Origin of the sequence: Collinsella aerofaciens, from assembly GCF_028207065.1 — a bacterium.
In the GTDB taxonomy this organism is placed as follows: domain Bacteria; phylum Actinomycetota; class Coriobacteriia; order Coriobacteriales; family Coriobacteriaceae; genus Collinsella; species Collinsella aerofaciens_AR.
The window spans coordinates 14362-34075 of sequence record NZ_JAQLFP010000022.1 but is presented as its reverse complement, the minus strand read 5'-3'; the positions used below and the strand labels follow the sequence as shown (position 1 = coordinate 34075).

The window sequence follows — 19714 nt, the reverse complement described above, 5'->3', positions numbered from 1 at the left end:
AACATTGACCAATTTCCGAGATTTTTTGCTGCAACCGTTTTCCCAGGCATTTTCTTGCTTCCACGGTAGAAAAAGGCACCCCGGGCTCAGTTGCCCAGGGCGCCTCGACCGACTATTCGGTTTGATTGTTTTCGGCAGCAGGACTATCGCCCGGCTCATCCGCCGGCGTGGCAACGGCATTCCAATCGGGTTCCGCAGGCGTCGCCTCGGGCGCCGGTGCGGGTGCTTGGACAGGTGCAGGCGCGGGTGCCGGGGCAGGCGCGGGTGCCGGGGCAGGTGCAGCTCCAGTGGCGGCCGTGGGATTGAACCCCGCAGGAGCAGGCTTCTTCTCACCCGGGAGCACAAACGTCAGGACATCGTCGGTATCCTCATCGGCCCACTCGCTGGCATGGCGCGCTGCCCAGTAACCAATGGCGCGATACTTGAGCATCGTGCCAAACACATTCAGGAACACGGTAACAAAGGCGACGATCATCAAGAACAGGATGAGCGTAATGCCGCCACCCTCAATGATTGCCTCAAGACCCGTGGGGCGATAGTAATAGCTATACATACCAAACGTAGCAATGGCGCCAAAGATGGCGGTGAAAATCCAGGTGATGATATTGGAAACAATGCCCGTCAAGAACTCGGGAAGAATCGAGGCACAGAACAGCTTGCCCAGGTTGGCCTTATAAGACTTCCAGACCTTCTCGAGCGAAAACGCGCTTTCCACGCGGCCGGCGACTGCAAAGTGCATCACAGCGGCATCACCAAACATCTTAAAGAAAATGCCTAACACCGCCGATACGATCATGGCAAAGACAAGCAGACCCATCGACCCGATGAGTGCGCCCTCGAGGCCGCTCGAACCGAAGTAATAGTACGAACCAACGGCACCGATCACAGCGCTCTCAAGCACCGAGAACACCACGCCAATCACTGGAATAATGGCCACGAACCCGAGCACGTTCGTAATGACAGACGAGAAGATGCCCAGTCCAAAGGAGGTCGAGCGCAGCAGCGGACGCTCCATGCCGTTATCGTCCTTGAGCGACAGGTCGCGACCCCACTCGATAGCAAAGCCAGCGCCGCACACGCTTGCCACGTACGCAAGCAAAAAGCCAATGGCCGCCGCGATGCCACCGATAACGGGGATAAACAGCACCAGCACCGACACGACGCAGATCAGCGCCGGCAAAAAGGCAATCTGACATACGCGAACCAGGGCGCCGGGAACCTTAAGCATATCGTTGAAGGCCTGCGCCATGCAGCCCTTGGGCGCGTTCATAGCCGGCTGGGGCGCAACGAACGGCTGGGGCTGCGGTTGGACAAACGGCTGACCCTGCGGTTGGGGTTGGGGTTGAGCTTGCGAAGCGGGGCCGGCGGCCTTGACCTCGGTATTAGGGGCACCGCACACGCCGCAGAACTTGTCGTTATCGCCCATGGGGGCGCCACACTGCGAACAGAACATCGAAATCATCCCTTCGTATCTAGAGCGAATCACCTGGATCGCAAACGATGTCTTTAGCATCATTATCGCCCAATGTGGGGACAAATACCCCAAGATGGCCGATTTGCAACGTAGCCGGCCTTATTCAATGATTCGAAGGGTGCGTCCGCGCTAGTTCGTGCCGCGGAAGCCCTTGCCGACGATTTCGGAGCTATCGACGATGGTGATGAAGGCGCCAGGGTCAATCTCGCGGGTATAGCGACGCAGTTGCACTGCCTCGCGACGGCTCAGCACGCTCATGATCACCGTGACGCACTTGCCCGAGAAGGCGCCGTAGCCACGGCTGATCGTTGCCGTGCGGTTGAGATGCTTGACGATAAACTCCTCGACTTTGCGCGGTTCGGCGCAAATAATCGTGCAGACCTTGCGCAGGTGAATGCTCTCGATGGCCTTGTCGACCACAAGCGTCTTGGCAAACAGGCCGAGCACGCAGTACAGGCCGACGCGCGGGCCATACAGGAAAGCCGCGATGGTCACGATGCCGATATCGACCAGCAACAGTGCGCGGCCAATCTCGAGCGTGGTGCGGCGTTTGAGGATCATGGCAAGAATGTCCGTGCCACCCGTCGAGGCGCCAATGTCAAAGACAATAGCACTGCCGAGCGCCGGCAAGATAACGGCAAAACACAGGTCGAGCCACATATCGCCCGTCATCGAAACATCCGTCGGGATGAAGAGCTCAAACAGCGAGACGTAGGCCGAAAGCGCAAACGAAGCGAAGACGCTCCACAGAATCGCCTTGCGCTCCAAAAAGATAAAGCCCAGAACGACCAGGATTGCGTTGATAATCCACATAAAGACGCCGACGGGCAGGGTCGGGAACAGCGTAGAAAGAATGACCGACACGCCCGAGGTGCCGCCGAAGGCAAAGTGATTGGGGGTTTTAAAGGCCACGATGGCGAACGCCGTGAGGATCAGGCCCAGATTGAGCTCGGCAAAAAAGCGCGGAAAGCCTGGCTCCTGGCTGCGCCTGCGGCCGGCGCGCTCGCCACGTTCGATATCCTCGCGATCGACCACGCGCTCCATCGGCACCACCGGAGGACGATGCACCTCCTCGGCAGCACGCGACGCCGCCTCTGCCGCAGCGGCCTCAATCGCCCATGCCCTGCTTTCGGTCTCGTGTTCGTCGGCCATTACGGCAACCCCTCGTTAACAATTTGGAAACAATGCGCCCATTAGGGTAACGCGGAACGTGGGGATTGCAACCCTTAGTTAGACGAGCGGTATGACTACATCGGGAGCGTACAAAAACGGCCGGCCACGCTTTTGCTTGCGCGGTCGGCCGTTTAACGTTTTCGCAGATAAAACCTGCCAAAATAAACATCCCTTTTTGGTAGGTTACTCGTGCTGGCTGGTGCGGTGCTCGTACTCCTCGGGGGTGATGACATCCTCGATGCGCAGGTTGACGCCTGCCACCTCAAGGCCGGTCATCGCGGCAAGACGCTCGGTGACGCGCGCCTTAACGTCGTCAAAGATCGCAGGCGCATAGGCACCGTACTCGATGATGACCGAGATGTTGACGACCACGCGATTGTCGTCGGTGACCTCGACCGTCACGCCCTTGGTCAGGTTCTCGGCACCAAACTGCTCCTGCACAAAGTGCATGAGGTTGCCCTTCATGCCCAGGACGTGCGGCACCTCGCGGGTGGCCATGGCGACGATCTTCTCAATCACGCCGTTGGAATAGGTCAGCGAGTCCTCGGACTCGTCCGTCTCCTCGTCATCCTCGTCCGCCTCGTCTTCGGACTCTGCCTCGACGAGCGCCTCGTCCTCGAGCGTTACGTCCTCCGCCTCGGCGGCGACGGCCTCGTTCGTCTCGAGCTCGGTATCGGCCACATCGACCTTCGTGTTAAAAGCCATGGTTCCTCCTTATGCCTGCCACGGATGCGACAGTCGAATACAGATTAGCGGCCGCTAAACAGACGGCCGAAGAAGTTAACGATACCGTTCTCGCCGTCGCGAATCTGGCCGATCACGGCGCCGATCAGCACAAAGAATGCGATGACAAGCGTGTCCCACAGGCCCAACGTAAGTACCAGCACGGCGAGGATAAAACCTGCCACGGCGCCGAGCGTAGTGTTGGGGTGGCGCACGGCGTAGCTCCAGATAGCAGCGCCCGTACCTTTGATGAGACCCATGGCCTCGTCAAAGTCGTTGGCGGCGCTGTCGTGCTGCTCGCCGGCCTCGGGCTTGGTGTCGGCGGACTCGCCTGCCGGCATAGCGTTCTGATCGATCGTCAGGCGCGGCGTGCGGGCGGTCTTGTCTTGGTTGGTATCACTCACCGGAAACCTCCACGGTCTGGACGGTAGTCTTGGACGGCAAAAAACGGACGCGCGCGGTCGTGCCCGGCGTGCCGAGCATGGTATCGCAGGCCTCCTCGATACGCTGCTGCATCGAGGTGGCAAGAGCGGCAACGTCCCTATCATCGAGCGCGATGGCCTCGACCTTAAAACGAACGTGCGACTCGTCGGAGCCTTGAACGCGCGCCTCGATATGCTCGACCATCACGCGGTCATCGCGTTCGGCAGCAGCGCGGGCACACGAGGAGAGAGCCGCGAGCGTGACCTCGATATTGCGCTCCCCTGCCGGATGCACGCAGGACGGCTCGCGGCGAGCAAACATCAGGCGGAAGAAGACCGCCAGCACGCCAAGCGCCACGACACCGCCGCACACTGTAACGACAATGCGCGGCGTGGGGTCACGCATCAGCAGCATAAAGCGGTAGGTATATGGCCCCCAAAACTGGCAGACCAACGTGCCCAGCGCCACGACGGCGGCGGCAAGATATACGATCGCTAGGGCTCGTTTGAGCACGCGCATGCGGCGCTCCCTTCAAATCTCGATCCACAGAATGCAAAACGATTCGCATCATTATAAAAGAGCCGGGTCCGGTGCCATACGCACGCGGATCCGGCTCATCTATTCCACGAGGCTTGCATGCTCGCTTCATTATGCCCAGATATGCACGGCTTAACCCGTGCAGGCGCTACTCCTCCTCGAGGGCAGCGATGACCTCGTCGGTCATGTCCATGGTGCTGTAGACGTCCTGGACGTCGTCGAGCTCCTCGAGACGGTCGATGAGGCGCTGAACCTTCTTGGCGTCGGTACCGGAGACCTCGGTCGGGGTGGTCGGAACCATGGTGGTCTCGGAACCCTTGACCTGGACGCCCTGCTCCTCGAGTGCCTTGGAGACAGCCATGACGTCGTTAGCAGCGGTCCAGACGATCCACTCCTCGCCGGCGTCCTCGTAGTCCTCGCCACCGGCCTCGGCGATGGCCATCATGAACTCATCCTCGTCACCGGCAGCACCGTTGGCGATCATGGTCTCCTTCTTGGCGTTCTCGTCCAGGATCTCCTTGGCGACGACGATCTGGCCCTTGCGCTCAAACTGGAAGGCGACGGAGCCGGAGGTGCCCAGGTTGCCACCAGCGTGGGAGAAGGCGGAACGGACATCGGCGGCAGTACGGTTGCGGTTGTCGGTCAGGCAGTCAACATAGACGGCGACACCGGCGGGACCATAGCCCTCGTACACGATGTTCTCGTAGACGGCGGCATCGGCACCCGAACCAAAGGCCTTGTCGATAGCGGACTTGATCTTGTCCTTGGGCATGGACTGAGCCTTGGCCTTAGCAACGGCAGCGGCGAGGCTGGCGTTGTTCTCGGGCAGCGGGTCACCGCCGAGACGGGCAGCAACGGTGATGTTGCGGCTCAGCTTGGAGAAGAGGGCGGAACGCTTGGCGTCCTGCGCGCCCTTACGATGCTTGGTTGTGGCCCACTTAGAGTGTCCGGACATACGTGTCTCCTATCGGTTTTGACCTAAAGCCCAGCGCAGATGCTCGGGCAATATAAACAAACGTCGTTATGATATACCTACTGGCCTGCGAGATAAACCCCAAAATGAAGGCGTCGTGATGATGCCATCCTTTGGTGCAAAGCAACCTGTCCCCTTTGCACCAAATTAGGACCAGAGAAGGTCGCTGCGAGTGATGGTGGCGCCGATGGCAAAGGGCATGCAGGCGATAACCGGATACAGGTAGCGCATATAGGTCGAACCGTTGCAGGGACCGATCAGACACACGGCGAGCACGCCCAGCAGCGGCACCCAAATGGCCAGCCCGCGCCACGAATGGCGGCGCAACAGGTAGACCACCACGGCGATCATAATCCACACATAGGTGGCCGAGCTCATGGTGAGCGAGATAAACGGAATGCGCTGCACCGCCACGCGATACAGGTTGATCAGGTGGTCGCACCAGCGCACAACCTTGCTATCGACCGGATGGAAGTCAAAGTACTTGAGGTTATCGGGCTTCGCCATAATCTCGGCACTGCGCGCCGTGCTGTAGACCCACGCATCGCGGGCACTCGGATAAAAGTAGCCGTAGTAGTTATTGATGAGCGCCGAGATGTAGCACTCGGGATCCTTTTTGAACATCTGCGCCCAGACCTCAAAATAGGCCTTGATGTCCTCCTGCGAGGCGTACTCGTTAAAGCAATTTTTGACGGCGTCCGACTTATCCGGGTTGTAGCGGCGGCCCAGATTGTCGTACTTGAGCACACGGTCGATCACGGCACGCTCATCGTCGGTCACCAAGCCGTCGCAAGGAGCCTCCACGATAGTACCGTCCTCCTTAACCGTAGGGTTGACACCCGAGTTGAGGCCGTCGTGCTTTTGGACGAAACGAGCCGTCTGCTGGAACGGAATCGAGAGGATTTCGCGCTTGGAACCAGGCGTAATGTCGTGCGCCGGCATAAAGACCTTGGTGAAGTACATATTAGAGGCAAGGCAGAGTGCGAGCACCGCGAGGACGCCAACCCAGCGGAAGCGCGGCGTGGCGCATGAGACCGCGGTGCCCGTCTGCTTAGCCGCACGACGAGCGACATGTACATCCCATGCGCAAAACGCCGCCGCAATCACGCAGGCCGCCAACGGAAAGACCAGGCCGCCATTGCGCAAAAACGTGGAACCCATGGCAGCCAGCGCAAGCAACAGCCAGTCGTGGCGCGCAAAGAGCACGGGGGCTTTCTCGCCCGCCCGCTCGACATTGGCATCACGACGGGGCAAGCCACATGCCACGAGCTTGACGGTCTGTACCAGCAGCACCAAAAACGCGTCGGCAAAGAGCACGTCTTTGGTGAGCAGGGCCGCGTAGTTAGAGAACATCGGCATAAACGCAAAGAACAGCAGGATCGCACCGCGAACCGGCAGGCTCACGCCCAGTTTGCGCAGCGACGAAATGGAATAGGCCATGCAGGCAGCCGTGATGACAAATTGAGCGCAGGTATAGATGATGAGGCCCGCGTTAGCGCTGTTGAACAGCGAAAGCCCCAGCTGCACGCACGAGCCGATGATAGCCGTGTGCACGACCGGGTGATGCCCGTTGAGCAGGACATTGGGGTTGAGTAGGCGCAGGTAGTCGCTCGTGCCGTTGGGATAGTTGAACCACTGGCGAATCTGCGCACCCGTATCTCCCATAAAAAGGCCGGGCAGCGAAGCGATGAGCGTGGGCGCCCAGGCGATCATAAGCACCAGGAAGGGCCCGGCAAAGGGATGGGCCGAGAGCACGGCGTGAGCCACACGCCATACGCGGCCAAAGTGCGCTTCGGAAAACGGAATGCGCCGAGAGCTCAGCCAATCTAGACACTCAAAAGCCAGGTAGAAGGCAACGATCGCCAAGAGCATCCAGCCCGCGCCGCCAATCCAGGCACAGATGATGCGGGCCTTGTCGCCAAGAACAATCTCGGCCGAGTCGGTGAGGTCGTAGCTGCGGCCGAACACCATGCAGATGGCGAAAAACAGCGACGGCAGAATGATCGACGGGCGCCAGGTGTCGCCACGGCCAAAGAATACGTAGCGAAACGGCAGCGTGAGCAGGCAGGCAAGCGCAAGCAGCATGACCGCGTCGGTATGGCCGGCAAACGAGAGGAGCACCTCGTAGCACACGTACAGCATGCCCGAGGCTTTGGGGTCAATCGCCAAGACTGCGTTGCTCGACACCGGGGCGGGATCGATGGAAAACGCCGTGGTCGCCAACAGCGCGAGCAGAAATGCGATGAGCGTCTGCTTGGCGGGGTAGCGCTTAAACCAGACGATGCGGGCAGCGTCGCGCGCAGCCGTTGTGGAGAGATCGGAATCCTTCACAGTCCGAAAGCCTTTCTAGAAACCTGCCAAAAAGGGACAGGTTTATTTTGGCAGGTTTTATCTGGGGAAACGTTACGGTTCTGTCATCATTGCCCAGCAAACCACCACAAAGGTGCCTGCCCCCTTTGTGGTCGTATGTGGTGGTTAAGCGTCGAGGTAGATGCGCTGGGGGCGATTGCGGTGTCGGGCGAAGATGATGAGCGCCAGGCCCGCAATAACGAGCGGAAGGCTCAGCAGCTGACCCATCGTGATGACGCCGCCCAGCAGATAGCCAAGCTGGGCGTCGGGCACGCGCACGAACTCGACGAGGAAGCGGACGATGCCGTAACCCATCACAAACACGCCCATAAACGTGCCCTGGGGCAGCAGCGGCTTTTTGCGGCTGAGCACCTGCAGAATGCAAAAGAGCACAATGCCCTCAAGAAATGCCTCGTAGAGTTGGGAGGGGTGACGCGGCATATCGCCCGCAGTCCCGCCAAAGACCACACCCCAGGGCAGATCGGTCGGCTTGCCCCACAGCTCACCGTTGACAAAGTTGGCACAACGGCCCAGGCACAGGGCCAGCGGCGCGCCGATGACAGCAAGGTCTGCCAGAGTCCATGCATCGAGCTTATACATGCGGCACACGATGATGCCGCCGATAATGCCGCCGACCAGGCCACCGTGGAAGCTCATGCCGCCTTCGTTGGTGGCAAAGATCTCGAGCGGATGTGCCCAGTAGTAGCCGTCGCCGTAAAAGATGACGTAGAACAGGCGGGCGCCGATGATAAGGCCAAAGACCACACCGACCACGACGCTCGTCAGGTCGTCAATCGTGATGCTAAAGCCCCAGCGACGCTGCGTGCGATACATGACGACCGCCGTGAGCAGAGCTCCGACCACATAGGCCAGACCATACCAGTAAATCGTGATGGGCCCCGCCGAAATCGCGACGGGATCAAGCATATGGTAGAAGTCGTTGAGCATGTCGACCCTCCTACTCCCTACATACAAATGCGGCCGCGGGCCTTACGCTCGCAGCCGCATATTTGGGCGTAACGTCTATGCGGAGTATGCCGTCCGCAGCTTTCGCATCTTAGAACGGCGCGTACTCGTCGTACAGGTCGTCGGTCTCGCCGGAGGCATTGACCTGCTCGACACGGGTAACGCCGGGCACATGCTCCTTCAGGATGCGCTCGATACCCATGGAAAGGGTTAGCGAGCTCATGGGGCAGCCGGCGCAGGCGCCCTGCAGCTCCAACTTGACAACACCCTCGTCGTCGACGCCCACATACTCCATATCGCCGCCATCGGCCTGCAGGTTGGGGCGAATCTCTTCAAGAACCTTCTTAAGCAGCTCTTCGTTAACAGCCACAGGGGCTCCTTTCTCACAATAACGCGGGCACGCCCGCGGACAGGGGCTATGTTACTACAGCCATGTACCCGCTTAGGCGCCAGCCATGCGTGCGGACACGACTTTCACGAGCAGTCAATTTGGGACGGGGCTCTTTTGGCTGTTTTGCCGCCAGCTGGCGTTGGCACGCGCTACTGCCGAGCCTGTCCCCCGGTACCAATCTGGACATCGACGATGACCTGGCGGTAGCTAATGCCGCAGGAATCGAGAATGCGGCGACTGATACGGCCGTCATCGGTTTCGGCATACTTATTGTCCAGGTAGACGACCTCGCCCACGCCCACCTGCGCCAGGATCTTGGCGCAGTCGTGGCACGGAAACAGCGTGACGTAAACCGTGGAACCCTCGAGGTCCTTGAGCGAGCCACGGTAGTTGAGCACGGCGTTGGCCTCGGCATGCACCACGTAGTTGTGCTTATCCTGCAACGGGTCGTCGCTCGTGCCCCACGGGAAAAAGTCGTCGTTGAGCGCCGAGGGAGTACCGTTGTAGCCCACCGAAAGGATGCGGTGGTTGGTGCTGGCGATGCACGCTCCCACCTGCGTGTTGGGGTCCTTGCTGCGGCGCTGCGCGGCGATGGCCACGCTCATAAAGAACTCGTCCCAGCTAATAACGTCGCGGCGCTTGCCCGACGCGGTTTGATGAAGATCGTCCGACATGGCAGACACCTCCGAAATCGCAATAGTTTGACCCATTGTAGCAGGTGAAAGGTGGAGACGTTTTTGTACCACCGCCCCATCGCTACGCGCGACGGGGCTTTTGATTGATGTGGTAGAGCTCGGCGAGACCCCGCAGCGTCAGCGCATCGTCGACCGTCAGGCTATGGCCGACCAGCGCCGCAAGTGCCTCGGCATCGTCGCCAGTAATGACGATGGGCACGCTGCCCTCCCCCGCGGCCTTGGTCGCGCGCATCTCGGCAAGCACCATGTCGAGCATGCCGTCGATGCGTGCCACCTCGCCCAGAACCACGCCCGAACGCATGGCCTCGCGCGTGTTGCGGCCGATTACATGTGTGGGTGCCGAGGGCTCGACCTGCGGCAGGCGTGCCGCAGCAGCCGAGAGCGAGCGGGCGCCGAGCGCCAGACCCGGCGCGATGACGCCGCCGACAAAGGTGCCGCGCGCGTCGATGACCTCGATATTAGTCGTCGTGCCCAGGTCAATCACGATGCACGGCGATCCGTAGACGGCGCGGGCCGCCACGGCATCGGCGATGCGGTCGGGACCGATCTCGGCCGGGTCATCGTAGTGCACAGGCATGCCGCTCTTAAGTCCCGGCCCCACGGTGAGCACGCGCCCCGTGCAGGTGCGGGAAAGTGCCGCCTTCCACGGGCGCTCGAGCGCCGGGACTACACAGCTCAGCACGGCCGCGGCGGGTGCAAGCACCCCGGGCACACCTGCATCGGCGGCGAGCGCGCCCATGACCTGCACAAGTCGCATGCGCGCTTCGTCGGCCGTAATGCTCGACGGCGTCGTGATCTCGCATGTCGCAAGCGGACATTCCTGCGCCGCGGCCGAATCCTCGGCAAACAGGCCAAAGCGAATGAACGTGTTGCCCACGTCGACCGTCAATATATATGCGCACCCATTAAGCATCGTCGGCGCTCCTTTCGTCTGTCCAGCAGTATATCGCCTACCTAAACCAGCCGTCCCAAAATGACTACCTTGCGGTTATACTGGTGCGCGGTCGTTTGCGAGCTCACGCGACGGCCCTTGGTAACCCGACTTCCCGCACCGTATCCGTAGCGGCGCTCCCGGGGGAAGCGGATATACGCAAAGGAGTTTTATATGAGCAATCCCTCGAACCGCGCCTCGATGCGCGGGCAACTCACGCTGCGCGGCGTCGTCATCGGCGTCCTTGGCTGCGTGATCATCACGGCAAGCTCGGCCTACACCGCCCTCAAGATGGGCGCACTCCCCTGGCCGATCGTCTTCGCTGCCGTCATCTCGCTGTTCTTCCTTAAGCTCATGGGCAACGCCAGCCTCAACGAGGCCAACGTCACCCACACCATCATGTCCGCGGGCGCCATGGTCGCCGGCGGTCTGGCGTTTACCATCCCGGGCGCCTGGATGCTGGGCTATGCCGACCAGATCAGCTGGCTCGACATGTTTATCGTGGCACTCGCCGGCACCATCCTGGGTCTGCTGGCCACCGCGCTCATCCACCGTCACTTTATCGTGGACGCCGCGCTTGAGTTCCCCACCGGCAACGCCGCAGCTCAGACCTTGCGCGCAACCGAGGCTGGCGGCAAAACCGGCAAGCAGCTCTTTGGTTCCATGGCCATCGCCGGCATCTACAGCGTGCTGCGCGACGCCCTGGGCGTGGTGCCCAGCATGCTCTGCACGCTCAATATTCCCGGCGTGACCTTTGGCATCTACAACTCGCCCATGCTGCTCTCCGTCGGCTTCCTCGTGGGCTTCGCCCCGGTCGCCTTCTGGTTTGCCGGTGCCCTGCTAGGCAACTTTGGCATCATTGTGGGCGGCACCGCTGCCGGTCTGTTCGACGTTGTGACCGCGCAGGGCATCGTCAAGTCCTTGGGTATGGGCCTCATGATGGGCTTTGGCGTCGCCGTCGTCCTCAAGGACATCCTGCCGCAGGTCGCCGGTATCGTCCGCGGTCTCGCCGCCGACAGCTCCACCGACACCGACGAGCAGTCGCTCATCTCGGGCTCCCTCAAGCTCGACGCCGGTATCATCGGCCTGGGCGCTGCCGCCATCGCCGTGATCATCGCCATCGTGCTTGACCTTGGCCCCGTTCCGGCCGTCATCGTGACGCTGTTCACCTTTGTCACCACCATCATGAGCGCACAGAGCTGCGGCCAGACGGGCATCGACCCCATGGAGATCTTTGGCCTCATCGTCATGCTCATCGTGGCGGCCTTCGCGCAGCTCGCACAGGTCAAGCTGTTCTTTATCGCCGGCATCGTGGCCGTGGCGTGCGGCCTTGCGGGCGACGTCATGAACGACTTTAAGGCCGGCGCCGTGCTGGGCACCAATCCGCGTGCGCAGTGGATCGGCCAGGCCATCGGCGGCATCGTGGGTGCCCTGGTCGCCGCCGCCGTCATGGTCGCGCTCGTCACCGCCTATGGTCCGGACGCCTTTGGCCCCGACAAGAGCTTTGTTGCCGCGCAGGCAAGCGTCGTCGCTACCATGGTCTCGGGCATCCCGAGCGTGCCGTGGTTCGCAGGCGGCTTTATCGCCGGCATCGTCATGTACTGGCTCGGCATTCCGGCCATGATGATCGGCCTGGGCGTGTACCTGCCGTTCTACATGTCACTCACGGCATTCCTGGGCTCCTGCGTCAAGCTCGCCTACGACAAGTGGTCCGCCCACCGCGACGCCACCGCTGGTCTTTCTGACGAGGAGAGGGCTGCCAAGGACGCCGCCTTCCAGGAGCAGGGCCTGGTTGTCGCCAGCGGCCTGCTCGGCGGCGAGTCCATCGTCGGCGTTATCCTGGCGTTTGTCTCTGTTGGTCTGAGCCTGCTAGGGTAGGCCGAACAACAACGCACCAGCGCAGAGCGCGGGGTCGGAATCAAACCGGCCCCGCGCTTTTTTGTCTATTTGACCCTTATGATCCTCACGGCGTTTTAGCCATGTCGATTGGCCTGACTTCCAGGTCAACAAACCTTGTCTGACACCTCGCCTAACGCGGTGTAGAGTAAAGACGACAGACGCAAGAAGCGGCTCAGAAGCTAAACGAGGTAAGCATGGAACTCGACAAACAACAGATCAAGCGGCTGCGCGAGCGTCATCATCGTCGTCACGGTATACGCCCTGCACACAGCGAGGCCATGGAGAATGCCACCCGTTTCCTTAAGCAGGCGTTCAACATACGCGAGGGACGCGCGCCCTATCACGTGATTCGCAAGCGCTTTGTAAACGGGGCGCGCCTGACTGGCTCGCACTTATGCATCCTGATCATTGCCATGTTGATCGCGAGCATCGGCCTCGATATCGACTCGGACATTGCCATCGTGGGCGCCATGCTCATCTGTCCGCTCATGGGCTCGGTTCTTGCCATGGCATACGGCATCGCCACGCTCGACCGCGAGATTGCCGTCGAGGCAATTGCCGGCCTCGCGCTGCAGATGGTCTTTTGTCTAATCACGTCCACGCTGTACTTTAAGCTCTCGCCCCTTGGCACCACCACGGCCGCCATCATCGACAACTCGACACCGACTGTGTGGGACCTTGCCGTCGCGCTCGCGGGCGGCTTTGCGGGCGGACTGGGCAACTCGCGCGACCAGGAACCCGCCACGCTCATCGCCGGCGTGGCCGTGGCGACCGCGCTCATGCCGCCCCTGTGCGCGGCGGGCTATGGCATCGCCATCGCGAGCGGGTCGCTGTTTCTCTCGGCCCTCTACGAGTTTGGCATCAACGTCGTCTTTATCGCGCTGGCGGCCGAAGCCGTACTACTTCTTTTGCGCGTGCCGCTCAAGCGCGACCTCAACGGCGACGGCATTGTGACCGCCGAGGAAAATGCCGAGGTCGATGAGCTGTCACACAAGGTGCGCCGCCGCATCATCGTGGGTACGGTGATCTTTGCCATCCCCTGCATCGTCATGACCGCGGGGTCCATTGGCTCGGCACAGGCCGGCGTGCAGGACGGCTACGGCGTCACCGAAACCACGCGCGAGCTTGCCGCGGTGCTGCCGGGCTTTAAGGATTACACCGTTGCCGTCGAGACCTCGGCCACCGAAGGCGAGGAGGAGGGCCTTGTCGAGCGCGAGGTTGTCGCCCACGTGACGACAAGCGAGGCGCTTGGGGCACACGACCGCCGTGTAGCCCGCAAGCTCATCGACCTCAATGTGCCCGAGCTCGATCGCGTGGAGTTTGATGTGCAGTAATACGCGACGTGGGATGGATGCGCGCAGCCGCGAGTCACGACATGGCGCAGACGTGACGCGGGCCACGAGCAAATAGCGGGGCGCGGTCCATGGCCGCGCTCCGCTCGCTGATTTATTGCCGTGAATCATCTGTCCGCATCGACATCGCCAGACTCCACTGTAAACGCCGGACCGGTACTCACCAGATAAAAACGGGTCACCCTGGTATCTCTAAATAGGTAGAGCAAGCCCTGATCGCGTCGGCGCGAAATATACGCCACGTGGACCGCACCGAATTCTTCGCCGTTTTCCTTCTTTAATATCAGGATGTTGGGGTCATCCGTACGCTTAAACTGCCCGTCTGTGCAGATTCCGTCTTGGTCGACCAGCTGCCATCGACAGTTGTCCTCCTCAAGAAAAGCCAGGGTTTCCCGACTTGTTTCGTCATCCCGATAGTAACCATCAATGGCAAAGCCTTCGGAAACGCATTCCTGCATATAGGATGTTTCTCGATTTATAGCAAACTGCCCTGCAGCGCCCAGGAGCACAGCCAGGCAGACCACTGCGAGGGCTATCGAGATAGTACGGCGGTTCATGTCAACCAGCCCGATACTTGTTTAACGGAGTGCAAAACATACTTGGTACCTCCGGTATCAGGGGGAACGTCACCTATGGCCTGCCGGCAATCATATGTTTCCAACATCGAACCATATGGTTACAACTCGTTGGAGATAGGTTCCATGAACGGACGATAATTTGCGGCGAACGGCTACATATGTTCATTATCTCAGGGTTCTGGAGGCAATTTTTGGTGCCACCGAGACGTCGTTTTCGGAAGTATGCGGCAAATTCCGGAGCTCTTGAGCACATCCTGGTTTTTCGCCAATAAAACCGCAGGTACAGAGCTTGGACATATCCGGTGTGCTCGGCCTATTCAGATTTTGCCGCATACTTTCGAAATCTAAGTTCGCAAAGGGTGATAGTTGGGGCGTTTACGCAACAGATGTCCAGTAAAAACGGGTGGTAGCCGGTATGGCTACCACCCGTTTGTCTCATATCTAGCCCAAAGCAGGCCAGTTATTTCTTAATGCCGCGTCCCAGGCGCTCGGCGACCGACGCCACGGCCTCCTCGCTGGCCGGCCCGCAGCTCACGCAGCCGTCGTGGGCGCGCATCTGGCCGGTGACCTCGTCCATCGCGAGCGGCGCCACCTTCTCGAGCTTAAAGCCCTTGCCGGCGCGCATGTTCTCCTTGGCCACACTGATCATGAGCTTAATACGGTTGAGCTGGTTGACCTCGGACGCACCGGGGTCGTAGTCCACCGCGACAATGTTGCTCTCGGGATGCTGGCGGCGCAGCTCCTTGATCACGGCCTTGCCCACCACGTGGTTGGGCAGGCACGCGAAGGGCTGCGTGCAGATGATGTTGGGCGCACCATGGTCGATCAGGTCGAGCATCTCGGCCGTGAGTAACCAGCCCTCGCCCATGTTGTTGCACACCGAAAGTACCGTACGGGCCTTGTCGGCCATGGTGCCGATGCGCTCGGGCGCCTCAAAGCGGCGGGACTTTTCGAGCATTTCCTCCACCGGCGTACGCATCCAGTCCACAAGTTTGATGAGCGCCTGCATACCAGCGCGCGTGGTAGCAGAACTTCCCAACTCGTCCTTCTGCAGCTCGGCGTTGCTCATGGAGTAGAGGAAGAAATCGAGCAGGCCCGGCACCACGGCCTCGCAGCCCTCGCGTTCGATGACATCGACCACGTGGTTGTTGGCTGTGGGATGGAACTTGACCAGGATCTCACCGACCACGCCCACGCGCGGCTTGGTGCCCTCGCCCACAAGCGGCATGGTGTCGAACGCGCGGATGGCCTCGCGGCACAGCTTGGTGTAGTTATGCCTGTTGAACTTGGGTGCCAGCTTGCGAGCGCGCGCCATGTACTCCTCGTAGAGCGTGTTGGCGGCACCAGGCGTGGCCTCGTACGGGCGGCAGCGGTAGAGCATCTGCATCATCACGTCGCCAAAGAGCACCGCGTAGACTGCCTGCTTAAGCAGCGTCGGCGTAATCTTAAAGCCGGGGTTGTCCTCGCCGAGCGCCACGGCCGAAAGCGAGATCACGGGGATCTCGGGGTGGCCGCTCTCGCGCAGGGCCTTGCGGATGAGCGCGATGTAGTTGGTGGCACGGCAGCCGCCGCCGGTCTGGCTGATGACCACGGCGGTCTTGGACAGGTCGTACCGACCGCTCTCGATGGCCTCCATAATCTGGCCCGTCACCAGAATCGACGGGTAGCAAATGTCATTGTTCACATAGCGCAGGCCGGCCTCGACGGCGTCGTGATCGGTCGAGGGCAGCAGCTCCAGGTTGTAGCCGGCACCGCGGAACACCTCTTTGACCAGGTCAAAATGAATCGGCGCCATCTGCGGGCACAGGATGGTGTAGCCCTCGTCGCGCATCTGCTCGGTAAAGGGCACCTTGGGCCACGCGGTCGAAGCACTCTCGCGCTGAGCCTCAAACGTGTACTTGCGGCTCGCGAACGCGGGAGCATCCGTGGAAGGCGCCACCGGCGCGGCATCGCCCTGCTCGTAGGCCTCGCCCGCGGCCGTGGCCTCGGCCAAGCGCTCGGCCTCCTGATCCTTAAGCGCGGCCATGAGCGAGCGGATGCGGATGCGCGCAGCGCCCAGGTTAGACACCTCGTCGATCTTGAGCACGGTGTAGATCTTGCCGCTGGCCTCCAGGATCTCCTGCACCTGGTCGGTGGTCAGGGCGTCCAAGCCGCAGCCGAAGGAGTTGAGCTGGATCAGGTCCAGGTCGTTGCGCATCGTCACAAAACGGGCGACGGCGTACAGGCGGCTGTGGTACATCCACTGGTCGACGACGCGAATCGGACGCTCAGGCTTTACCAGATGCGCGAGCGAATCCTCGGTAAAGACCGCAAAGCCAAAGCTCGAGATAAGCTCGGGCAGGGCATGGTTGATCTCGGGATCGTTATGGTAGGGACGACCGGCGAGCACGATGCCGTGACCGCCGTGGTCCTCGACCCACTTAAGAGCCTCCTCGCCCATGGTCTGGATGTCCTCGTGGAAGCGCGCATCGGCCTCAAAGGCGGCGTTGACGGCGGCATCGACCTCGGAGCGCGTGATCTTGGGACCGCGCACGCGACCGCGACCAGCCTCGGCATCGGCCACGCGGTCGACGGCGAGCACCTGATACAGGCGGCGCTTGAGCTCGGTCTTATCGTGATACGGCACAAACGGATACAGGAACTCGATGTTCTGCTCGCGGATCTCGTCGATATTGAGCGCCAGCGCCGTGGGGTAGCTCATGACGATGGGGCAGTTATAACAGTTGCCGGCGGTCGGATCCTCCTTGCGCTCCCAGCGCACGCACGGCATCCAGATAAAGTCGACGTCACGGTCGATGAGGTTCATCACGTGGCCGTGGCTCATCTTGGCCGGATAGCACACGCTCTCGGACGGCATGGACTCGATACCCGCCTGGTAGGTCTTCTTGCTCGACTGGTCGGACAGCTGCACGCTAAAGCCCAAGCGCGTAAAGAACGCATGCCAGAAGGGGTAGTTCTCGTACATGTTGAGTGCGCGCGGGATGCCGACGGTACCACGCGGGGCCTCGTCGGGGCTCAGCACCTCGCGGTTAAAGAGCAGCTCATTTTTCTTTTTGAAGAGGTTGGGGGCCTCGGTCTTCTGCTTTTTGTGGCCGGCGCCCTTCTCGCAGCGGTTGCCGGTAATGAAGCGCCTACCGCCGCCAAAATCGTTGACGGTGAGCTGGCAGTTGTTGGAGCAACGTCCGCAGCGGACGTGTTTTTGCGTCACGGTGAGGTGCGCGATATCCTCGGCAGAAAGAATGGTCGAGGTGCCGTCGGCGCCGGCGCGATCGCGGGCGAGCAGGGCCGCACCGTAGGCGCCCATGCAGCCGGCGATGTCGGGGCGCACGGCATGCACGCCGGTGAGCTGCTCAAACGCGCGCAGCGTGGCATCGGACATAAAGGTGCCACCCTGGACGATCACCTGACTGCCGATCTCCTTGGGGTCGCGCAGCTTAATGACCTTGAACAGGGCATTCTTGATGACAGAATAGGACAGGCCGGCCGCGATGTCACCCACCGTGGCGCCTTCCTTTTGCGCCTGCTTGACGCGCGAGTTCATAAAGACCGTGCAGCGGCTGCCCAGGTCGACGGGGGCCTTGGCATGGATGGCGGCATCGGCAAACGCGCGCACGTCCATGTTCATAGACACGGCGAAACTCTCGATAAAGCTGCCGCAGCCCGACGAGCAGGCCTCGTTGAGCATGATGTGCTCGATGACGCCGTCCTTGACGCGCAGGCACTTCATGTCCTGGCCGCCAATGTCCAGAATGAACTCGACGCCGGGCAGGAACGCCTTGGCGCCGCGCAGGTGCGCAACGGTCTCGATCTCGCCGGAGTCAGCCTTGAGGGCCTCGATGAGCAGCGCCTCGCCGTAGCCCGTGGTGGTCACGTGGCCGATGGTGCAGCCCGCGGGAATGTGGTTGTAGAAATCGGCCATGATGACCTTGGCCGTGCCCAGGATGTCACCGTTGTTGTTGCCGTACCAGGTGTGCAACAGCTGGCCGTCCTCGCCCACGAGCGCGGCCTTCATGGTGGTGGAGCCGGCGTCGATGCCGATGAACACGCGGCCGGTGTAGCCGTCGAGCTTGCCCTTGGGGACGACTTCCTTGTCGTGGCGGTTCTTGAACTCAGCAAAGTCCTCGTCGGTGGCAAAGAGCGGATCCAGGCGCTCGACCTCAGCACCTTGCGTGTCGCCCAAGCTGTCGATGGCCTCGATAAACTGCGGGAACGTGCTGAGCTTGTTGGACTCGTGCGCCATGGCAGCGCCGCTCGCCACAAACAGGTGGGCGTTTTGGGGCACAATGCGGTGCTCCTCGTCCAGGTTGAGCGTGAGGTAGAAGCGGTGGCGCAACTCGGAGAGATACTGCAGCGGGCCGCCCAGGAAGGCGACGTTACCGCGAATGGGACGGCCGCACGCCAGGCCCGAGATGGTCTGGGTCACGACGGCCTGGAAGATGGAAGCGGCGACGTCCTCGGGGCGAGCGCCCTCGTTGAGGAGCGGCTGCACGTCGGTCTTGGCAAAGACGCCGCAACGGCTGGCGATGGGATAGATGGTGGTGGCGTTGGCCGCGAGCTCGTTGAGGCCGCTCGCGTCGGTGTGCAGCAGAGTGGCCATCTGATCGATGAACGCGCCCGTGCCGCCGGCGCAGGTGCCGTTCATGCGCTGCTCGATGCCGTTGTCAAAGTAGATGATCTTGGCGTCCTCACCGCCCAGCTCGATGGCGACATCGGTGGCCGGGATGAGGGTCTCGACGGCGCGCTTGCTGGCGATGACTTCCTGGACAAACTCCAGGTCGAGCCACTGGGACAGCAGCAGACCGCCCGAGCCGGTGATGGCACAGGTCATCTGGGCCGTCGGCAGCACAGTCGCGGCACCCTCGAACAAGTCGCGGGCGCAAGCGCGGACGTCGGTGTGGTGGCGCTGGTACTTGGCGTAGACGATCTGGTTGTCATCGTTGAGCACGGCAAGCTTGACGGTGGTGGAGCCCACGTCGATGCCCAGGTGCAGGTTGCCGCGGGCGGCCTCGGAGTTGAAAATCGCGCCTTCGGGGGCGTGGGCGGCGGCCACGGGCTCAGCGGCGGTGGCGAGCTCGCTAGCGATGGACGTCTCCCCTGCCGCGTTCTTGGCATCGGCAACTGCCTCGGCAACTTTCTCGGCAGCCGCGGTCGCGGCCTTCTGCGCGGCGTCCACCACGGCGGGCGCGGCCTCGCGTGCGGCAGCGACCATACGATCCTTGATGCCCTCGACGAGTTTGCTCATTGTCTCTC

15 protein-coding genes are annotated in these 19714 nt (G+C 61.4%); 2 read left to right on the top strand and 13 right to left on the bottom strand.

Annotated elements, in window-relative coordinates; translation table 11 throughout:
- Positions 1–112: 112 nt before the first annotated feature.
- The 11 genes from PMX72_RS07325 to PMX72_RS07275 form a co-directional block, all read right to left on the bottom strand.
- Positions 113–1453 (bottom strand): zinc-ribbon domain-containing protein, encoded by a 1341-nt coding sequence (locus PMX72_RS07325; RefSeq protein ID WP_271729620.1) that lies wholly within the window; start codon positions 1451–1453, stop codon positions 113–115.
- Between the two features lie 150 nt (positions 1454–1603).
- On the bottom strand, positions 1604–2626 hold the full coding sequence (locus PMX72_RS07320) for a YitT family protein (RefSeq protein WP_271729619.1): 1023 nt from the start codon (positions 2624–2626) through the stop codon (positions 1604–1606).
- Positions 2627–2830: 204 nt separating this feature from the next.
- Complete coding sequence (locus PMX72_RS07315; protein ID WP_089572271.1) at positions 2831–3352, bottom strand: Asp23/Gls24 family envelope stress response protein; 522 nt, start codon at positions 3350–3352, stop codon at positions 2831–2833.
- 44 nt (positions 3353–3396) lie between these two features.
- Positions 3397–3774, bottom strand: a complete 378-nt coding sequence (locus PMX72_RS07310) for a DUF2273 domain-containing protein (RefSeq protein ID WP_233502694.1) — start codon at positions 3772–3774, stop codon at positions 3397–3399.
- Positions 3767–4312, bottom strand: coding sequence for an Asp23/Gls24 family envelope stress response protein (locus tag PMX72_RS07305; RefSeq protein WP_271729618.1), 546 nt, complete (start codon positions 4310–4312; stop codon positions 3767–3769). The genes PMX72_RS07310 and PMX72_RS07305 overlap by 8 nt, the downstream gene beginning before the upstream one ends.
- A gap of 166 nt (positions 4313–4478) precedes the next feature.
- Positions 4479–5285 carry a YebC/PmpR family DNA-binding transcriptional regulator gene (locus PMX72_RS07300; protein ID WP_055251993.1) on the bottom strand — a complete coding sequence of 269 codons (807 nt, stop codon included), beginning with the start codon at positions 5283–5285 and terminating at the stop codon, positions 4479–4481.
- Positions 5286–5450: 165 nt separating this feature from the next.
- Positions 5451–7634 carry a DUF6020 family protein gene (locus PMX72_RS07295; protein ID WP_271729617.1) on the bottom strand — a complete coding sequence of 728 codons (2184 nt, stop codon included), beginning with the start codon at positions 7632–7634 and terminating at the stop codon, positions 5451–5453.
- 144 nt (positions 7635–7778) lie between these two features.
- The gene (gene lgt / locus PMX72_RS07290; protein ID WP_271729616.1) at positions 7779–8600 is read right to left on the bottom strand and encodes a prolipoprotein diacylglyceryl transferase; all 822 of its coding nucleotides are present in this window, start codon (positions 8598–8600) and stop codon (positions 7779–7781) included.
- A gap of 109 nt (positions 8601–8709) precedes the next feature.
- Positions 8710–8988, bottom strand: a complete 279-nt coding sequence (locus tag PMX72_RS07285) for a NifU family protein (RefSeq protein WP_099432127.1) — start codon at positions 8986–8988, stop codon at positions 8710–8712.
- Between the two features lie 170 nt (positions 8989–9158).
- Positions 9159–9683: a deoxycytidylate deaminase gene (locus PMX72_RS07280; RefSeq protein WP_271729615.1), complete on the bottom strand. Its 525-nt coding sequence runs from the start codon at positions 9681–9683 to the stop codon at positions 9159–9161.
- Positions 9684–9765: 82 nt separating this feature from the next.
- Positions 9766–10617 carry a type III pantothenate kinase gene (locus tag PMX72_RS07275; protein ID WP_271729614.1) on the bottom strand — a complete coding sequence of 284 codons (852 nt, stop codon included), beginning with the start codon at positions 10615–10617 and terminating at the stop codon, positions 9766–9768.
- Positions 10618–10809: 192 nt separating this feature from the next.
- Between PMX72_RS07275 and PMX72_RS07270 the strand changes: the two genes are divergently transcribed.
- Together PMX72_RS07270 and PMX72_RS07265 are read left to right on the top strand one after the other, a co-directional pair.
- A complete protein-coding gene (locus PMX72_RS07270; protein ID WP_250787690.1) occupies positions 10810–12513 on the top strand; it encodes an OPT/YSL family transporter in 1704 nt (567 codons plus the stop codon).
- 215 nt (positions 12514–12728) lie between these two features.
- Entirely contained in the window at positions 12729–13868 is a 1140-nt protein-coding gene (locus PMX72_RS07265; RefSeq protein ID WP_117756877.1) for a DUF389 domain-containing protein, read from the top strand.
- A 125-nt stretch (positions 13869–13993) separates the two neighbouring features.
- Here PMX72_RS07265 and PMX72_RS07260 read toward each other — a convergent pair whose 3' ends face one another.
- Positions 13994–14443, bottom strand: coding sequence for a hypothetical protein (locus PMX72_RS07260; RefSeq protein ID WP_117637650.1), 450 nt, complete (start codon positions 14441–14443; stop codon positions 13994–13996).
- 481 nt (positions 14444–14924) lie between these two features.
- On the bottom strand, positions 14925–19706 hold the full coding sequence (locus PMX72_RS07255; RefSeq protein WP_271729612.1) for a 2-hydroxyacyl-CoA dehydratase: 4782 nt from the start codon (positions 19704–19706) through the stop codon (positions 14925–14927).
- Positions 19707–19714: the final 8 nt, after the last annotated feature.